This is a genomic window from Vibrio sp. TH_r3 (assembly GCF_033101115.1).
Taxonomy (GTDB): Bacteria; Pseudomonadota; Gammaproteobacteria; order Enterobacterales; family Vibrionaceae; genus Vibrio.
The window spans coordinates 386,446-402,051 of the sequence record NZ_JAWMPW010000001.1 but is presented as its reverse complement, the minus strand read 5'-3'; the positions used below and the strand labels follow the sequence as shown (position 1 = coordinate 402,051).

The following is a 15,606-nucleotide window of genomic DNA, read 5'->3' as shown; positions in this document are numbered from 1 at the left end:
TTAGCGAAAAGAGAGATCGAACACATCATGAGTGCTACGATTATCAGCGTCATTTAAGCAAAATATAAGAACCTAGAATATGAGCAAACAATATAACCTTGTCTCCGATTATCAGCCGGCAGGAGATCAGCCAACTGCAATACAGAAATTACTGGATGGATTAGATAATGGCTTAGCCCACCAAACCTTACTTGGTGTAACAGGTTCAGGAAAAACTTTTACTTTAGCAAATGTTATTGCTCAGTCTAAGCGTCCGACTATTCTGCTTGCTCCTAATAAGACACTTGCCGCGCAACTCTATGGTGAGATGAAAGCTTTTTTCCCTAATAATGCGGTTGAATATTTTGTTTCCTATTATGATTATTATCAGCCTGAAGCTTATGTCCCAACTACCGATACTTTTATCGAAAAAGATTCATCGGTTAACAAGCATATTGAACAGATGCGGCTTTCGGCAACCAAAGCACTATTAGAGCGAAAAGACGCCATTATTGTTTCATCAGTATCGGCTATCTATGGCTTAGGAGATCCTGATTCCTATCTGAAAATGATGTTGCATGTGACCAGAGGTGACCATATTGGCCAAAGAGACATTATTCGCCGGCTTGCTGAACTTCAATATACTCGAAATGATGTTACGTTTGAGCGTGGTCAGTTTAGAGTCCGTGGTGAAGTGATTGATGTATTTCCTGCTGAATCGGATCAAGAAGCGGTTCGTATTGAAATGTTTGATGATGAAATAGAGTGCTTAAGCATTTTTGATCCACTAACCGGTGCGGTTAGCCAGAAAGACTTACCTCGCTTTACTATTTATCCCAAAACCCACTATGTTACTCCGAGAGAAAAGATTCTTGAGGCTATAGAACAAATAAAAGTGGAATTAAAGCAACGTACCGCTTATTTATTAGAAAATAATAAATTGCTTGAAGAACAACGAATTTCCCAAAGAACACAGTTTGATTTGGAAATGATGAATGAGCTTGGTTTTTGTTCTGGTATAGAAAATTATTCACGGTATTTAAGTGGTCGTGCAGAGGGTGAGCCACCTCCGACATTATTTGATTACCTACCGAAAGACGGCTTGCTTGTCATTGATGAATCTCACGTTACCGTTCCTCAGATAGGCGCAATGTTTAAAGGCGATCGCTCGCGAAAAGAAACCTTAGTTGAATTTGGCTTTCGTTTGCCTTCTGCGCTAGACAACAGACCCTTGAAATTTGATGAGTTTGAAGCATTGGCCCCGCAAACGATTTTTGTTTCAGCTACACCTGGAAATTATGAATTAGAGAAATCGGCTGACGATATCGCCGATCAAGTCGTTCGTCCCACCGGTTTATTAGATCCAAATATTGAAGTGCGGCCTGTTGCTACTCAAGTCGATGATTTATTGTCTGAAATTCGAATAAGAAGTAACAAAGATGAGCGTGTTCTTGTCACCACTTTGACGAAAAGAATGGCTGAGGATTTAACTGAGTACCTTAGCGAGCATGATGTGAAGGTGCGTTACTTACATTCTGATATTGATACGGTAGAACGTGTAGAAATAATTCGTGATTTACGCTTAGGTGAATTTGACGTTTTAGTTGGAATCAACTTATTGCGAGAAGGCCTTGATATGCCGGAAGTGTCTTTGGTTGCTATTTTAGACGCTGATAAAGAAGGCTTTTTACGATCAGAACGTTCATTAATTCAAACAATTGGTCGAGCGGCGAGGAATTTAGAGGGTAAGGCTATTCTATATGGCGACCGAATTACTAAATCTATGCAAAAAGCGATAGATGAAACAGAAAGAAGAAGAGGTAAACAGCAACAATATAATGCTGAGAATAATATCGTGCCTCAGGCGCTGAAGAAAAATATCAAAGATATTATGGAAATTGGTGATATCGCTAAAACCCGCAATCAAAGGGCATCAAAACAAGTCCCATTATCTAAAGTTGCCGAACCGTCTAAGAATTATCAAGTTCTCACTCCTCAGCAATTGGAGAAAGAAATAATTAAATTAGAAACAGAAATGTTCCAGCATGCACAAAATTTGGAATTTGAGCTTGCGGCGGAAAAGAGAGATCAAATCGAGTCACTAAGAAAGCAATTTATCGCTAATAGCTGATTTACTTTTTATTTAGTGGAGTCGTTAGTTTTACAAATTAACGTGAGCCCATTGGTTGTTTATGGTTGGCTCATAGAGATGAAAATTAGATAAAAAAATAGCCAACTGGAATCACTCCGGTTGGCTTCACTTTGTGGAAACTTTATCCACTAACAACGTCAGTTGGCTAGGGACCCAATAGGGTCTCTTTTTATTTAGCAGTAATCATGCCAACTTAAAAATCCTTTCATATCGTAATTTAGTATTGATGAAGTAAATATATTTTTTATTTTAAATTGCATTTTGCATATCAGAATGCAATTATTTCTTATATTGCAACATGATTGACAGCTGACTATGAAGTCGATTGATGTGAAAATGCCAGTTCAGCCAAAATAATTTAGAATATAACGTATCAGCCAAAGGCGACTTCATGAATAAATTAGATCTGACTCCCAAGACAAAATACATATTGATGGTTGAAGATACAGCTTCAGTTGCAGCTTTATATAAGTCTTTTCTAACGCCACTAGGAGTAGAAGTAAAGATAGTCGGCACGGGAAAAGAAGCTCTAGAAATGTTAACCGAGCGCATACCAGACTTAATCTTATTAGACCTAAGGTTACCCGATATGACAGGAATGGATGTGCTTCATACTGTCAGTCATTTATATCCGGCAGTACCTATCATTTTTATGACGGCACATGGCTCGATTGATATCGCGGTTGATGCGATGCGACATGGTGCACAGGACTTTCTTATCAAGCCTTGTGAGGCCGATAGGTTAAGAGTGACAGTAAACAATGCTATTCGCAAAGCCGAAAAAACGAAGAGTATCGGTAATGAAGAAATGGCAAGTGTGCGCAGTCGAAACAACTACCAAGGGTTTATCGGCAGCAGCCAGATGATGCTTTCTGTTTATAAAACCATAGATTCAGCCGCGACCAGTAAAGCCAGTATTTTTATTACTGGCGAAAGTGGCACAGGAAAGGAAGTCTGTGCAGAGGCGATACATGCTGCAAGTAAGCGAAGAGATAAGCCATTTATAGCAATCAACTGTGCTGCAATTCCTAAAGATTTGATTGAAAGTGAACTATTTGGTCATGTGAAGGGCGCATTTACTGGGGCTGCAACTGAGCGCCAAGGCGCGGCTGAAATGGCTAACGGTGGCACTTTATTTTTAGATGAATTGTGTGAAATGGATCTAGACCTGCAAACCAAGCTTCTGCGTTTCATCCAAACCGGTACGTTTCAAAAAGTTGGATCTTCTAAAATGAAAAGCGTTGATGTACGTTTTGTTTGCGCAACTAACCGTGACCCATGGAAAGAAGTTCAACAAGGCCGTTTTAGAGAAGACCTGTATTATCGCTTGTACGTTATACCATTGCATCTGCCACCGCTTAGAGATCGAGGTGAAGATGTTGTTGAGATCGCTTATTCATTATTGGGCTATATTTCGCTAGAGGAAGAAAAGTCATTTATGCGTTTTTCACCTGATGTGATTGCAAGATTTATTTCTTACGAATGGCCGGGAAATGTTCGTCAGTTACAAAATGTGATTAGAAATGCAGTGGTTCTCAACCATGGAAAAGAAATTGAATTAAGTATGTTACCACCGCCACTTAACCAAGTGAGCACAGAAATTGCTTACGACAAAGCAAACGAACAAAATTCAGTAGATAGTTTAGACTTAACAGTTAACTCTGACCAATCATTGTCAGACGTTAAATTAATCTCTCCAGATGAAGTCGTACCGCTTTGGTTGGCAGAAAAGCAAGTCATTGAACAGGCGATTAAAGCGTTTAATGGCAATATACCCAAAGCCTCGAATGCATTAGAAGTAAGTCCATCTACTATTTATAGAAAACGCCAAACGTGGAAATGACGTTGGATGTTGATTTCTAGAGTTGAATAAGTCATAGCTAGGAGAACAAAAACAGTGATTACATATCTGAATTCAGAAAAAATAAATAATTTATGTAATGAAATTGGCCATGACTACTTGCCGACCTTACTCGATATTTTTTTAAGTGAGTTACGTGAATATCAGCTTGTTATTAATAGTGGTGAGGATTTACAGCGAAATTTAAGCGATATTAGCCACGCATTAAAAAGCAGCGCAGCCAGTTTTGGCGCGGATGATTTATGTGATGTAGCAAAACAGATTGATGCAATATCAAAAACTGGCCAGCCAGTATCAACCGAGTACTACCAAAATTTGATATTGACTAGTTTACAAGCAACCATCACTGCGTACGAAGGGCTGTTAAGTTAGTAAAATTTAACTCTCTAACATGCGACTGATGTTGCTTACTGAGGTTCTAAATCGTCAGAATTATTGAAGCTGTAACAATATTGCTTCCGTTAGCTTGTCTCTATCATGCCGCCACTCTCTATTTGGTGATGCTAGATCAGCGGTGACGCATTGCCAATTTTTTTCTAATTCAGGGTGAGGTTGTTCTCCTAACACGATGTCGATTTTACGCCCTCGACATGCCCGTTGACACCACTGTAATTTTTGTTCTAGTGTCATTTTCCCCGCAGGCCCCATTTCTGCTGACAAATTTTCAATAAAAATCACCTTAGCTTGTTTGTTTTTGAAAATAGCCTGACCGATTTCTGGAAGAAGAAGTGGTGGCATTATACTTGTTAAGAAACTTCCAGGCCCAAGAATGATACAATCCGCAGTATCAATAGCGAGTAACGCTTCTTGAGTCGCAGGTACTTCTGGTTCCAAATCGAGACGCTGTAATTCAGTTTGCATTTCGTCAACGTTAGTTTCGCCTACTACCCATTGACCACTTAATGATAGAGCTCTCAAGTCAGATGGGTGTTCAGACATCGGGACAATATTGACATCCACTTTCAACATGTTCCTAATTAAACGTATTGCCTCTAAAGGTCGAACCGACAAGTTATCTAACGCTACTAACATTAAATTACCTAAATTGTGTCCGTTGAGTTCTCCAGCACCTTTAAATCGATATTCAAACATCATTGATTCAACAGATGGGTCGGTAATTAACTGATTGATACAATTTCTGGTATCTCCCCATGCGATGCCACCTTGACAAGATCGCACACGCCCTGTCGATCCGCCATTGTCAGTGGTTGTAACGATTCCTGTTGCATTATCACCAAAGTCTTTAAGCGCAGCGAGCATTCGGCCTAAACCATGTCCACCACCAATTGCGACCACTTTTTTGTTTTTATATACATTCATCAAATATTATTCTTATATTAATTGCTAGACACTTATTTTTTATAGCCAAACTTACTAATAATCGCACATTACCGTTACATAAATTGTGTACCTATGTCGATATTTTACTAACTACACCTTAAGTAGTATATCTTGAATAAAGTGTGCTTAGTGACAAAAAAAATGTGATTATCGGTAGAATTATAAATGGGAATTAAGTATTTTAATGGACAGCAGTTAATCAAACGTAATGATTAGCAGCCATAACTCCGAGCCTTTATTGCTAAGTTTAGTTTTTAATTCGTTTGAGATGTTTTGTTGAACAATTAACTTTTAATAAGCGATCAAGGCCAGTGGCATATTGCCACAAGGGTTCACTTAGAAATGAGTCAGCCTCCCGTGTTTGGAAAGGTGTTCCGTGGCGATACAATTCGAAGATAAATTTAAGCGCAAGTTTTATTACTTGCGCCTTTCTGTTACAGATGTCTGTAACTTCAAATGTACCTATTGTTTGCCTGATGGTTATAAACCATCTGGGCTAAAAAACTCGTCTTTTTTATCTATAGCTGAAATAAAACGAATCGTTAGTGCATTTGCCAATAGTGGTACTTCTAAAGTGCGTATTACTGGCGGAGAGCCAAGTCTACGTCGTGATTTTAATGAAATTATTCAAGTGGTTGCTGATACTCCAGGAATAGAGAAGGTTGCAACCACAACCAATGGTTATCGAATGGAATCACAAGTTGAAAACTGGCAAAAGGCGGGTTTAACGCATATCAATGTTAGTTTAGATAGTCTTGATCCAAGAATGTTCTACCAGATAACCGGTGAAAATAAATTTTCGAAAGTGATATCCGGTATTGATAGGGCGTTTGAAGTGGGATATCAACAAGTCAAAGTCAATGTTGTCTTGATGAAAGACCTTAATAGCGGTGAATTGCCAGCCTTTCTTAATTGGATCAAAGATAGACCGATTCAACTACGTTTTATTGAACTTATGCAAACGGGTGAGATGGATTCATTCTTTAGCAAGTACCACAAGTCAGGCGTGAGTATACAAAATAAACTAATAGCAGAAGGCTGGGTCAGTAAGGTAAGAGAAGCAAATGACGGTCCTGCTAAGGTGTTTATTCATCCTGATTATCAGGGCGAAATTGGCTTAATTATGCCTTACGAAAAACATTTCTGCGAAAGCTGTAATCGATTAAGAGTGTCTGCCTTGGGTAAATTACACCTTTGTCTTTTTGGTGATCAAGGTGTTGAGCTTAGAGACCTGTTACAACAAGATGAGCAAGCTGACGCGTTAATGGAGCGTATTCAAACGCAACTTCAAAGTAAATCCGTAAGCCACTTCTTACAAGATGGCAACACGGGAATGACACCACACCTCGCTTCAATTGGCGGATAAAAATCGAACATAGGTGAAAAAATGGGACACGCAGTTAGTGAATTTAAACCTGCAAATATCGCCGTTTTAACGGTTTCTGATACTCGAACTGAAGACAATGATACCTCTGGCCAATATTATGCCGATCAACTTAAAGATGCAGGCCATAATCTTGCGGAGAAAAAAATAGTTATTGATGATAAATATAAAATTCGTGCCATTGTTTCTCAATGGATCGCGGATGAAAATGTACAGGTGGTACTTATTACCGGCGGTACAGGTTTTACTTCAAGAGATAACACCCCGGAAGCATTATTGCCTCTTTTTGACAAGCAAGTTGAAGGTTTTGGTGAGTTATTTCGTTATGTGTCTTATCAAGAGATAGGGACCTCCACCATTCAATCTAGAGCGGTAGCCGGATTTGCTAACCATACTGTGATATTTGCAACGCCTGGTTCGACAGGAGCGTGTAAAACAGCCTGGACTAAAATTATTAAACAACAGCTAGATGCAAGTCATCGTCCCTGTAACTTCATGCCTCATTTAGCGGTTTAAATTCTATTCGGTTAAGGACCGTCAAATACTATGCAAAAATTTACACATATTAGTGCTTCTGGTGAAGCTAACATGGTAGACGTGTCGGCGAAAGCCGAGACAGTACGCGAAGCAAGAGCGGAAGCTTTTATTCATATGGCGCCTGAAACTTTGCAATTAATTGTGTCTGGCCGTCATCACAAAGGTGATGTGTTTGCCACCGCTCGTATTGCTGGTATTCAAGCGGCAAAGAAGACATGGGACTTGATACCGCTTTGTCATCCATTGCTTTTGTCTAAAGTAGAAGTTCACTTGCATGCTGTTGAGGAAGATAATCTGGTTCGAGTTGAATCACTGTGTAAATTAGCGGGTAAGACAGGCGTGGAAATGGAAGCATTGACTGCCGCATCCGTCGCAGCGTTAACGATTTACGATATGTGCAAAGCAGTGCAAAAAGATATGGTAATAGGTCAAATTCGTTTACTAGAAAAAACCGGTGGTAAATCGGGTCATTTCAAAGTAGAACAATGACCTCGCAGTAGAACGATTACGTCAAGGTGAAATAATGATAAAAGTGCTATTTTTTGCTCAAATTAGAGAAATTGTTGCTGTTGATGAACTGCAAATCGAAGCCAAATACTCAACTGCAGAACAGCTTAGAGCGGATTTATGTAAAAAAGGCGACAAATGGGCACTTGCATTGGATGCAGGAAAGCTATTGGTCGCGATTAACCAGACGATTTGTGCTTTAGACAGCGAAATAAAAGAGGGTGATGAAGTCGCTTTCTTCCCGCCAGTGACTGGGGGTTAATATGAACTACTCTGTTTCAGTGATTACCGAAGATTTTTCTGTTGCTGATGAATATGCTCAATTAGCTGAAGGCACATCGGCAGGAGCCGTTGCCATGTTTTCCGGAAAAGTCAGAGACATGAATCTTGGTAATAGTGTGATAGGGCTTACGCTTGAACATTACCCAGGAATGACAGAAAAATCACTCAATGATATTTGTGATCAAGCATTTCAGCGCTGGCCATTATTAAACATTCGCGTAATACACCGATTTGGCGAATTGGATATTGGTGATCAAATTGTTTTTGTTGGCGTAACGAGTGCGCATAGAGAAGCCGCGTTTAATGCGTGTGAATTCATTATGGATTTTTTAAAAACAAAAGCGCCTTTTTGGAAAAAAGAGCGGACCAGTGAAAAAAATCGTTGGATAGAAGCAAAAGAATCCGATCAAAATGCTGCATCTCGATGGGAGAAATAACCTCGTCTGTCTGTTTTTATACCAATCTGTTTATTTTATACACTTTTTTTAAATCCTCGCTAATCCCATTATTTTCTATAAAAAAACCAAATCGACTAATCGCTTGGTTTTTTTACGTTTTTACTCTAAACGTGTAAAATTTAATTTACATTATAAAAAATAAAATAATTATGATGACTAAAATATAAACAGCAGATTAATAATGTGTTTTCTTTATTAAATATCTTGTGATATTTGAATAAATACGCAGAAAGTAAATCCGTTTTCACCTATAACTTTATGTTAAATAATTTATTGATTGCTAGTGTCCCATTATTTTTGAATATTTATAGCTATTATTCCGCATAAATAGTAAGTGTTTGATAGTTAGTGATGTAAGTACGTTTTTGAAGCAACTTATCAGAAAAATTGATGTAATCGAGAAAATAAAGCGTTAGTTCTCACGTTTTATGGATAATAATTTTTATTATTGCTACCTTATTCCGCAATCTTTTTTAGGGCTTTGGGATTTTTACAGTAACTAGTTGACCCAAATTGCCGATCGTTCGAGTCCCCTAATTAAGACGTCATGGATGCAAAATAAAATTATTTGGAGTTAATTGCATGTTTAAAAATAAAATTACACAAGCCCTTTTACTGGGTGCTAGCTTAACTGTTGCCGCGACTTCTTTTTCATCGCTTGCAGCTAACGTTCCTGAAGGAACTAAACTTGCTAAGAGCCAAGAGCTAGTTCGTGGTAACGGCACTGAAGTGGCGTCGATTGACCCACATAAAACAGAAGGTGTGCCAGAATCTCACGTTATTCGTGATCTTCTAGAAGGTCTTGTGAACCAAGATGCAGATGGCAATACAATTCCTGGTGTTGCTGAATCATGGGAAACTGAAGACAACAAAACGTTTATTTTCCATTTACGTAACAATGCAAAATGGTCTAATGGCGATCCAGTAACAGCGGAAGATTTTGTCTATAGCTTTAAGCGTGCTGTTGATCCAGCGACTGCGTCTCCATACTCTTGGTATTTAGAAATGACCAATATGGTGAATGCAGCAGAAATTATTGCTGGCGAAGCTGATAAAGAAACACTTGGTGTAAAAGCGATTGACCCGTATACGTTGGAAGTAAAACTAACAACTGCTGTACCTTATTTTGTAATGATGATGGGCCACACTACGGTGAAACCTGTCCATAAAGCGACAGTAGAAAAATTTGGTGACCAGTGGACCAAACCAGAAAACTTTGTTGGTAACGGTGCGTTCGTTATGAGCAAGTGGGTTGTGAACGAACGTATTGAAATGGTTCCGAACGAAAATTACTGGGACAATGCTCATACAGTGTTAACCAAAGTCACGTATCTTCCTATCGAAAACCAAGTTGCGGAAATGAACCGTTTTCTTTCTGGTGAGATTAACGTTACCAATGAATTACCAAACGAGCACTTTAAGCGTTTACAGAAAGATCACCCAGAATCAGTGTCTATTCAAGGTAACTTGTGTTCGTATTATTATGGCTTTAACAACGTAAAAGCGCCGTTTGACGATGTTCGTGTTCGTAAAGCATTATCCTATGCTATTGATCGTGACGTTATTACTAAGTTCTTACTCGGCCAAGGTCAAAAACCTGCTTATTTCCTAACGCCTGAAATTATTGCTGGCTTTAACCCTGAGCTTCCAGCTTACGGTAAAATGACTCAAGCAGAACGTAACGAAGAAGCAAAACGTCTTCTTGCTGAGGCGGGTTTCACAGATAACAATCCACTTGAGTTTACGCTTCTGTATAACACGTCTGAAAACCATAAGAAAATTGCAGCAGCAATTCAATCTATGTGGAAAAAATCTTTAGGTGTTAAAGTTGAATTAGAAAACCAAGAGTGGAAAACGTACTTAGATACGCGTCGTCAAGGTGACTTTGATGTAACTCGTGCAGGTTGGTGTGGCGATTACAATGAAGCATCAACGTTCCTTTCTTTGATGCAAAGTAACAACAGCTCTAACGATCCTAAGTACAATAGCGCAGCTTATGATGAAACAATGCAAAAAGCACTGCTTTCAACAAATGATAGTGAGCGCAATGCATTGTACGCTGAAGCGGAAGTGTTACTGGCAAAAGACATGCCTATCGCACCTATCTATCAATATGTGAAGGCACGTTTAGTTAGCCCGAATGTTGGTGGTTTCCCAGTAAATAATGCTGAAGATAAAATTTACTCGAAAGATCTTTATATCAAAGAGTAAGCCCTCTATATAAAAATAATAATTATTGGACACTGCATGTGAAGCCACATGCAGCGTCTTTTTGTTTACTACTATAAATATTGTCACAGACTAAAAAGAGTGAGTTTATGTTTAAATTCATCGCAAAAAGAGTGTTTGAAGCAATTCCAACCTTATTGGTATTGATTACAATCTCTTTTTTTCTCATGCGCTTTGCTCCCGGTAACCCGTTCTCTACAGAACGTCCATTACCGCCGGAAGTAATGGCAAATATTAATGCTAAGTACGGCTTAGATAAGCCTGTATTTGAACAATACACCACGTATTTGACCAACGTATTACAAGGTGATTTTGGACCGTCATTCAAGTATAAAGACTTTACAGTTAATGAACTGGTAGCCGGTGCATTACCTGTATCAGCTAAAGTTGGTTTTGCTGCCTTTCTTTTCACTCTAGTTATGGGTGTGAGCGTAGGTACCATTGCTGCACTGCGGCAAAATACTTGGGTAGATTATATGATCATGTCCACGGCCATGATTGGGGTTGTCATGCCGTCCTTTGTGTTAGCTCCCGCACTTATTTATTTGTTTTCAATAAATTTAGGTTGGTTTCCTGCGGGTGGGTGGCTAGATGGGTCATTCCAATATATGTTTTTGCCAGTCATAGGTATGTCACTGCTCTATGTAGCCACATTTGCCCGTATTACTCGAGGCAGTATGATTGAGACATTAAATAGTAACTTTATCCGTACCGCTCGTGCAAAAGGCTTGAGCTATCGATACATCGTTATTAAGCATGCCTTAAAGCCAGCTATGTTACCGGTTGTTTCTTATATGGGACCTGCTTTTGTTGGTATTATTACCGGTTCGGTTGTTATTGAAACCATTTTTGGTTTGCCAGGTATCGGTAAGCTATTTGTCAATGCTGCATTTAACCGAGATTATTCGCTAGTAATGGGAGTCACTATTTTAATCGGCTTCTTATTTATCTTATTCAACACTGTTGTTGATATTTTGCTTGCGGCTATTGATCCGAAGATTCGTTATTAATTAGGTACGGATATTATGTTAACGAAAAAAGAAAACCTTGATGCGATCGAAAAGTTCTCTGAAAATTTAGAAATTGAAGGTCGCAGTTTATGGAAAGACGCACGGATTCGCTTTATGCGCAATAGAGCAGCCATGGTGAGTCTCGCTATTCTAACCGTAATGATTTTAGCGGTAATATTTTTACCTATGATCGCTGAGTTTACTTATGACGATACCGATTGGTATGCGTTGCATCAGCCACCTTCCGCTGCTCATCTTTTTGGCACGGATAGTTTGGGTCGTGACCTTTATGTTCGAACTCTAATTGGTGGTCGAATATCGCTAATGGTTGGAGTGCTTGGAGCGTTTGTAGCTGTACTTATTGGTACATTATATGGGGCGACATCTGGTTATATCGGGGGCAGAACTGACCGCGTTATGATGCGTATTCTTGAAATATTGTACGCCGTTCCATTTATGTTTTTGGTGATTGTATTGGTAACGTTCTTTGGTCGCAATATCGTACTTATATTTGTTGCCATTGGTGCGATTGCTTGGCTTGATATGGCGCGAATTGTACGTGGTCAGACACTAAGTTTGCGTAGTAAAGAGTTTATTGAAGCAGCGCACGTTAGTGGGGTGAGTAATTGGAAAATTATCACCCGTCATATTGTTCCTAATGTTCTTGGTATTGTTGCTGTTTATTCAACACTATTAATCCCAAGCATGATTTTAACCGAATCATTTCTATCTTTCTTAGGTCTTGGTGTTCAAGAGCCAATGACAAGTTGGGGCGCATTGTTGCAAGAAGGTTCCCAAACCATGGAAGTGGCGATTTGGCAGTTAGTATTCCCAGCCTGCTTTATGGTTGTGACTCTTTTCTGCTTTAACTATGTTGGCGACGGTCTTCGTGACGCGTTGGATCCTAAAGACAGATAAGCATAGCGCTTAAAAATATACTGGAAAGAAAAATGAGTTTATTAGATGTCAAAGACCTGCGTGTCGAATTTACCACTCAAGATGGTATTGTTACCGCAGTTAATGATTTAAATTTCACTTTAGAACAAGGTGAGACCTTAGGTATTGTGGGTGAATCTGGTTCAGGTAAATCTCAAACTGTGTTTGCCATTATGGGTTTACTGGCGAAAAACGGCATTATCAAAGGTAAAGCGGAATTTGAAGGAAAAGATATTCTTAATCTGCCAGAAGTCGAACTGAATAAAGTTCGTGCTGAACAGATCGCAATGATCTTCCAAGATCCCATGACTTCACTAAACCCGTATATGAAAGTTAGCGACCAGCTAATGGAAGTATTAATGCTGCATAAAGGCATGGGCAAGGCAGAAGCATTCGAAGAATCGGTTCGTATGTTAGAAGCGGTTAAAATTCCTGAAGCGCGTAAACGTATTACCATGTATCCACATGAGTTTTCTGGAGGTATGCGTCAGCGCGTAATGATAGCGATGGCACTGCTGTGTCGTCCTAAGCTACTCATTGCCGATGAACCAACTACCGCATTAGATGTTACAGTTCAGGCGCAAATCATGGACCTGCTTAATGAACTCAAAAAAGAGTTCAACACCGCTATTATTATGATTACGCATGATTTGGGTGTTGTGGCTGGTTCATGTGACAAAGTGTTAGTGATGTATGCTGGTCGAACTATGGAATATGGTTCAGTTGATGAAATATTTTACAAACCAAGTCATCCATACACCGAAGGATTACTGAGAGCGATTCCCCGTTTAGATACAGAAGGCGAGGTGTTACCGACTATTCCTGGCAATCCGCCAAACTTACTTCGACTACCTCCTGGCTGCCCGTATCAAGAGCGTTGCCACCGTGTAACCGAGCGTTGTATGACCGAAGCACCTAAATTGCTGCCATTTGGTCATGATCGTCAACGTGCCTGTTTTTCTGAATGGGAGACTTGGGAAAAATGAGTAACCAAACGAATACAGAGAAAAAATTACTGCTAGATGTCAATAATCTAAAAGTTCATTTCAGCATTGCTTCTAAATCAGCGTGGCCATGGTCTAAACCGTCAAATCTAAAAGCGGTAGATGGTGTTAATGTTCGCCTATATGAAGGTGAAACGTTGGGCGTGGTGGGTGAATCGGGTTGTGGTAAATCGACATTCGCACGTGCAATTATCGGCCTTGTTGAAGCAACCGATGGTGAGGTATTGTGGCTAGGTCAAGACTTGACCAAAATGCAAGATGTTCAACGTCGTGAAACACGTAAAGATATTCAAATGATTTTCCAAGATCCGTTGGCATCATTGAATCCACGTATGAATATTGGCGATATCATTGCTGAGCCCTTGCAAACTTTCTATCCTAAACTGACTAAACAAGAAGTAAAACTTCGCGTGAAAGAAATGATGGATAAAGTGGGGCTGTTACCAAACTTAGTCAACCGGTATCCACATGAGTTTTCTGGCGGTCAGTGTCAGCGTATAGGTATCGCACGTGCGCTTATTCTTAAGCCTAAGATGATTATCTGTGATGAGCCTGTATCGGCTTTGGATGTTTCCATCCAAGCGCAAGTTGTTAACTTATTAAAAGAGCTACAACAAGAATTAGGGTTAAGTCTAGTCTTTATTGCTCACGATTTGTCGGTAGTAAAACACATTTCTGATCGTGTCTTGGTGATGTATTTAGGTAATGCAGTTGAGCTTGCTGAAGGAAAAGAGTTATTTGCTGCGCCAAAACACCCTTATACTAAAGCGTTAATGTCAGCGGTGCCTATCCCTGATCCAAAGTTAGAACGTGAGAAAGTCATTCAAATGCTTGAAGGTGATCTTCCATCACCTATTAGTCCGCCATCTGGTTGTGTTTTTCGCACACGTTGCCCAATAGCAACGGACGAATGCGCCAAACAAAAACCACAGCTTAAAGGGACAGACCAGCATGCTGTGTCGTGTATCCATGTAAGCTAAGTTGCGAATATAATATCGGTGATTTAGTCAGTTACAAACTCAAACGCAGCGTTTCATCGCTGCGTTTTTTTATGTGTGGAGATAAATGTTTTAAGGACAGGCACCACTTTCAGTCGTTTTTTATCGGGACAGGCACCGATTCAGGATGCTATTTTTTGTGGCAGGCTCCCGTTTAAAGTACTTTTCTTGTAGAAGTGTTATAGGGACAGTCGCCTAAATAGTAGAGTAAAAAAAAGACCAACTCCGAAGAATTGGTCTTTTAATATATGGTGGAGGGGGACGGATTCGAACCATCGAAGGCGGAGCCGGCAGATTTACAGTCTGCTCCCTTTGGCCACTCGGGAACCCCTCCAGGGTGTTTTAGATTTTTTAAAATCTACGGTTACTCCCAAATGTAACCTTAAAGCTAGTTGACCTTCATAGGTCAATTACAAAATCCGTCGTTTAGCGAAATTTGTAGTATAAATATGGTGGAGGGGGACGGATTCGAACCATCGAAGGCGGAGCCGGCAGATTTACAGTCTGCTCCCTTTGGCCACTCGGGAACCCCTCCAGGGTGTTTTAGATTTTTTACAATCTACGGTTACTCCCAAATGTAACCTTAAAATTAGTTGACCGTAAACAGGTCAATTACAAAATTCGCCGCTTAGCGAAATTTATAATATAAATATGGTGGAGGGGGACGGATTCGAACCATCGAAGGCGGAGCCGGCAGATTTACAGTCTGCTCCCTTTGGCCACTCGGGAACCCCTCCAGGGTATTTTAGGTACTAAATAATCTCTTTTAGTGCCTTGGTTAGTCCCAATACTAACCGTTTGGTATTAAAAGCAAAGTAAAATAAGATTTCTCTATTTTGGCCTTAATACCGCCTCTAACCGAGGAGCTGCATAATAGCAAACTCGTTAAAGCTGTAAAGTATTTTATTAGATTTTTAGTTCGATTGAT

At 39.7% G+C, this 15,606-nt stretch carries 14 protein-coding genes, 3 tRNA genes and 1 riboswitch; of the genes, 13 read left to right on the top strand and 4 right to left on the bottom strand.

Going from position 1 to position 15,606, the window contains the following annotated elements; genetic code table 11:
• The first annotated feature begins 79 nt into the window (after nucleotides 1–79).
• The 3 genes from uvrB (at nucleotide 80) to R3X26_RS01710 (ending at nucleotide 4,364) form a co-directional block, all read left to right on the top strand.
• Complete coding sequence (uvrB, locus tag R3X26_RS01720; protein WP_317715384.1) at nucleotides 80–2,110, top strand: excinuclease ABC subunit UvrB; 2,031 nt, start codon at nucleotides 80–82, stop codon at nucleotides 2,108–2,110.
• Nucleotides 2,111–2,522: 412 nt separating this feature from the next.
• Nucleotides 2,523–3,974 (top strand): quorum-sensing sigma-54 dependent transcriptional regulator LuxO, encoded by a 1,452-nt coding sequence (gene luxO, locus R3X26_RS01715; RefSeq protein WP_317715383.1) that lies wholly within the window; start codon nucleotides 2,523–2,525, stop codon nucleotides 3,972–3,974.
• Between the two features lie 54 nt (nucleotides 3,975–4,028).
• Nucleotides 4,029–4,364, top strand: coding sequence for an Hpt domain-containing protein (locus R3X26_RS01710; protein WP_317715382.1), 336 nt, complete (start codon nucleotides 4,029–4,031; stop codon nucleotides 4,362–4,364).
• Between the two features lie 60 nt (nucleotides 4,365–4,424).
• Here R3X26_RS01710 and R3X26_RS01705 read toward each other — a convergent pair whose 3' ends face one another.
• Nucleotides 4,425–5,312 (bottom strand): YvcK family protein, encoded by an 888-nt coding sequence (locus tag R3X26_RS01705; protein ID WP_317715381.1) that lies wholly within the window; start codon nucleotides 5,310–5,312, stop codon nucleotides 4,425–4,427.
• A gap of 234 nt (nucleotides 5,313–5,546) precedes the next feature.
• A riboswitch (molybdenum cofactor riboswitch) is annotated at nucleotides 5,547–5,721 on the top strand.
• Here R3X26_RS01705 and moaA point away from each other — a divergent pair.
• The 10 genes from moaA (at nucleotide 5,710) to oppF (ending at nucleotide 14,660) form a co-directional block, all read left to right on the top strand.
• The gene (moaA, locus tag R3X26_RS01700) at nucleotides 5,710–6,699 is read left to right on the top strand and encodes a GTP 3',8-cyclase MoaA (protein WP_317715380.1); all 990 of its coding nucleotides are present in this window, start codon (nucleotides 5,710–5,712) and stop codon (nucleotides 6,697–6,699) included. It overlaps the preceding riboswitch by 12 nt.
• Before the next feature lie 21 nt (nucleotides 6,700–6,720).
• On the top strand, nucleotides 6,721–7,233 hold the full coding sequence (gene moaB, locus R3X26_RS01695) for a molybdenum cofactor biosynthesis protein B (protein ID WP_317715379.1): 513 nt from the start codon (nucleotides 6,721–6,723) through the stop codon (nucleotides 7,231–7,233).
• Nucleotides 7,234–7,263: 30 nt separating this feature from the next.
• Nucleotides 7,264–7,743 carry a cyclic pyranopterin monophosphate synthase MoaC gene (gene moaC / locus R3X26_RS01690; protein ID WP_317715378.1) on the top strand — a complete coding sequence of 160 codons (480 nt, stop codon included), beginning with the start codon at nucleotides 7,264–7,266 and terminating at the stop codon, nucleotides 7,741–7,743.
• A gap of 34 nt (nucleotides 7,744–7,777) precedes the next feature.
• A complete protein-coding gene (moaD, locus tag R3X26_RS01685; RefSeq protein WP_317715377.1) occupies nucleotides 7,778–8,023 on the top strand; it encodes a molybdopterin synthase sulfur carrier subunit in 246 nt (81 codons plus the stop codon).
• A 1-nt stretch (nucleotide 8,024) separates the two neighbouring features.
• Nucleotides 8,025–8,480, top strand: a complete 456-nt coding sequence (gene moaE / locus R3X26_RS01680) for a molybdopterin synthase catalytic subunit MoaE (protein WP_317715376.1) — start codon at nucleotides 8,025–8,027, stop codon at nucleotides 8,478–8,480.
• Between the two features lie 603 nt (nucleotides 8,481–9,083).
• Entirely contained in the window at nucleotides 9,084–10,712 is a 1,629-nt protein-coding gene (locus R3X26_RS01675; protein WP_317715375.1) for an ABC transporter substrate-binding protein, read from the top strand.
• Nucleotides 10,713–10,819: 107 nt separating this feature from the next.
• Nucleotides 10,820–11,740, top strand: a complete 921-nt coding sequence (oppB, locus tag R3X26_RS01670) for an oligopeptide ABC transporter permease OppB (RefSeq protein WP_317715374.1) — start codon at nucleotides 10,820–10,822, stop codon at nucleotides 11,738–11,740.
• 15 nt (nucleotides 11,741–11,755) lie between these two features.
• Nucleotides 11,756–12,658: an oligopeptide ABC transporter permease OppC gene (gene oppC, locus R3X26_RS01665; RefSeq protein WP_317715373.1), complete on the top strand. Its 903-nt coding sequence runs from the start codon at nucleotides 11,756–11,758 to the stop codon at nucleotides 12,656–12,658.
• A 32-nt stretch (nucleotides 12,659–12,690) separates the two neighbouring features.
• The gene (locus R3X26_RS01660) at nucleotides 12,691–13,662 is read left to right on the top strand and encodes an ABC transporter ATP-binding protein (RefSeq protein WP_317715372.1); all 972 of its coding nucleotides are present in this window, start codon (nucleotides 12,691–12,693) and stop codon (nucleotides 13,660–13,662) included.
• A complete protein-coding gene (gene oppF / locus R3X26_RS01655) occupies nucleotides 13,659–14,660 on the top strand; it encodes a murein tripeptide/oligopeptide ABC transporter ATP binding protein OppF (RefSeq protein ID WP_317715371.1) in 1,002 nt (333 codons plus the stop codon). The genes R3X26_RS01660 and oppF overlap by 4 nt, the downstream gene beginning before the upstream one ends.
• Before the next feature lie 267 nt (nucleotides 14,661–14,927).
• Here oppF and R3X26_RS01650 read toward each other — a convergent pair.
• The 3 genes from R3X26_RS01650 to R3X26_RS01640 form a co-directional block, all read right to left on the bottom strand.
• Nucleotides 14,928–15,012: transfer RNA gene (locus tag R3X26_RS01650), tRNA-Tyr, on the bottom strand.
• Nucleotides 15,013–15,128: 116 nt separating this feature from the next.
• Nucleotides 15,129–15,213, bottom strand: a tRNA-Tyr gene (locus R3X26_RS01645).
• Between the two features lie 117 nt (nucleotides 15,214–15,330).
• Nucleotides 15,331–15,415 (bottom strand) — tRNA-Tyr (locus R3X26_RS01640).
• Nucleotides 15,416–15,606: the final 191 nt, after the last annotated feature.

Coding starts and splice junctions, on each gene's coding strand:
- moaC (WP_317715378.1), top strand. CDS start 7,264: ATGCAAAAATTTACACATATTAGTGCTTCTGGTGAAGCTAACATGGTA.
- moaD (WP_317715377.1), top strand. CDS start 7,778: ATGATAAAAGTGCTATTTTTTGCTCAAATTAGAGAAATTGTTGCTGTT.
- uvrB (WP_317715384.1), top strand. CDS start 80: ATGAGCAAACAATATAACCTTGTCTCCGATTATCAGCCGGCAGGAGAT.
- oppB (WP_317715374.1), top strand. CDS start 10,820: ATGTTTAAATTCATCGCAAAAAGAGTGTTTGAAGCAATTCCAACCTTA.
- oppF (WP_317715371.1), top strand. CDS start 13,659: ATGAGTAACCAAACGAATACAGAGAAAAAATTACTGCTAGATGTCAAT.
- moaB (WP_317715379.1), top strand. CDS start 6,721: ATGGGACACGCAGTTAGTGAATTTAAACCTGCAAATATCGCCGTTTTA.
- R3X26_RS01675 (WP_317715375.1), top strand. CDS start 9,084: ATGTTTAAAAATAAAATTACACAAGCCCTTTTACTGGGTGCTAGCTTA.
- R3X26_RS01705 (WP_317715381.1), bottom strand. CDS start 5,312: ATGAATGTATATAAAAACAAAAAAGTGGTCGCAATTGGTGGTGGACAT.
- luxO (WP_317715383.1), top strand. CDS start 2,523: ATGAATAAATTAGATCTGACTCCCAAGACAAAATACATATTGATGGTT.
- oppC (WP_317715373.1), top strand. CDS start 11,756: ATGTTAACGAAAAAAGAAAACCTTGATGCGATCGAAAAGTTCTCTGAA.
- moaE (WP_317715376.1), top strand. CDS start 8,025: ATGAACTACTCTGTTTCAGTGATTACCGAAGATTTTTCTGTTGCTGAT.
- R3X26_RS01660 (WP_317715372.1), top strand. CDS start 12,691: ATGAGTTTATTAGATGTCAAAGACCTGCGTGTCGAATTTACCACTCAA.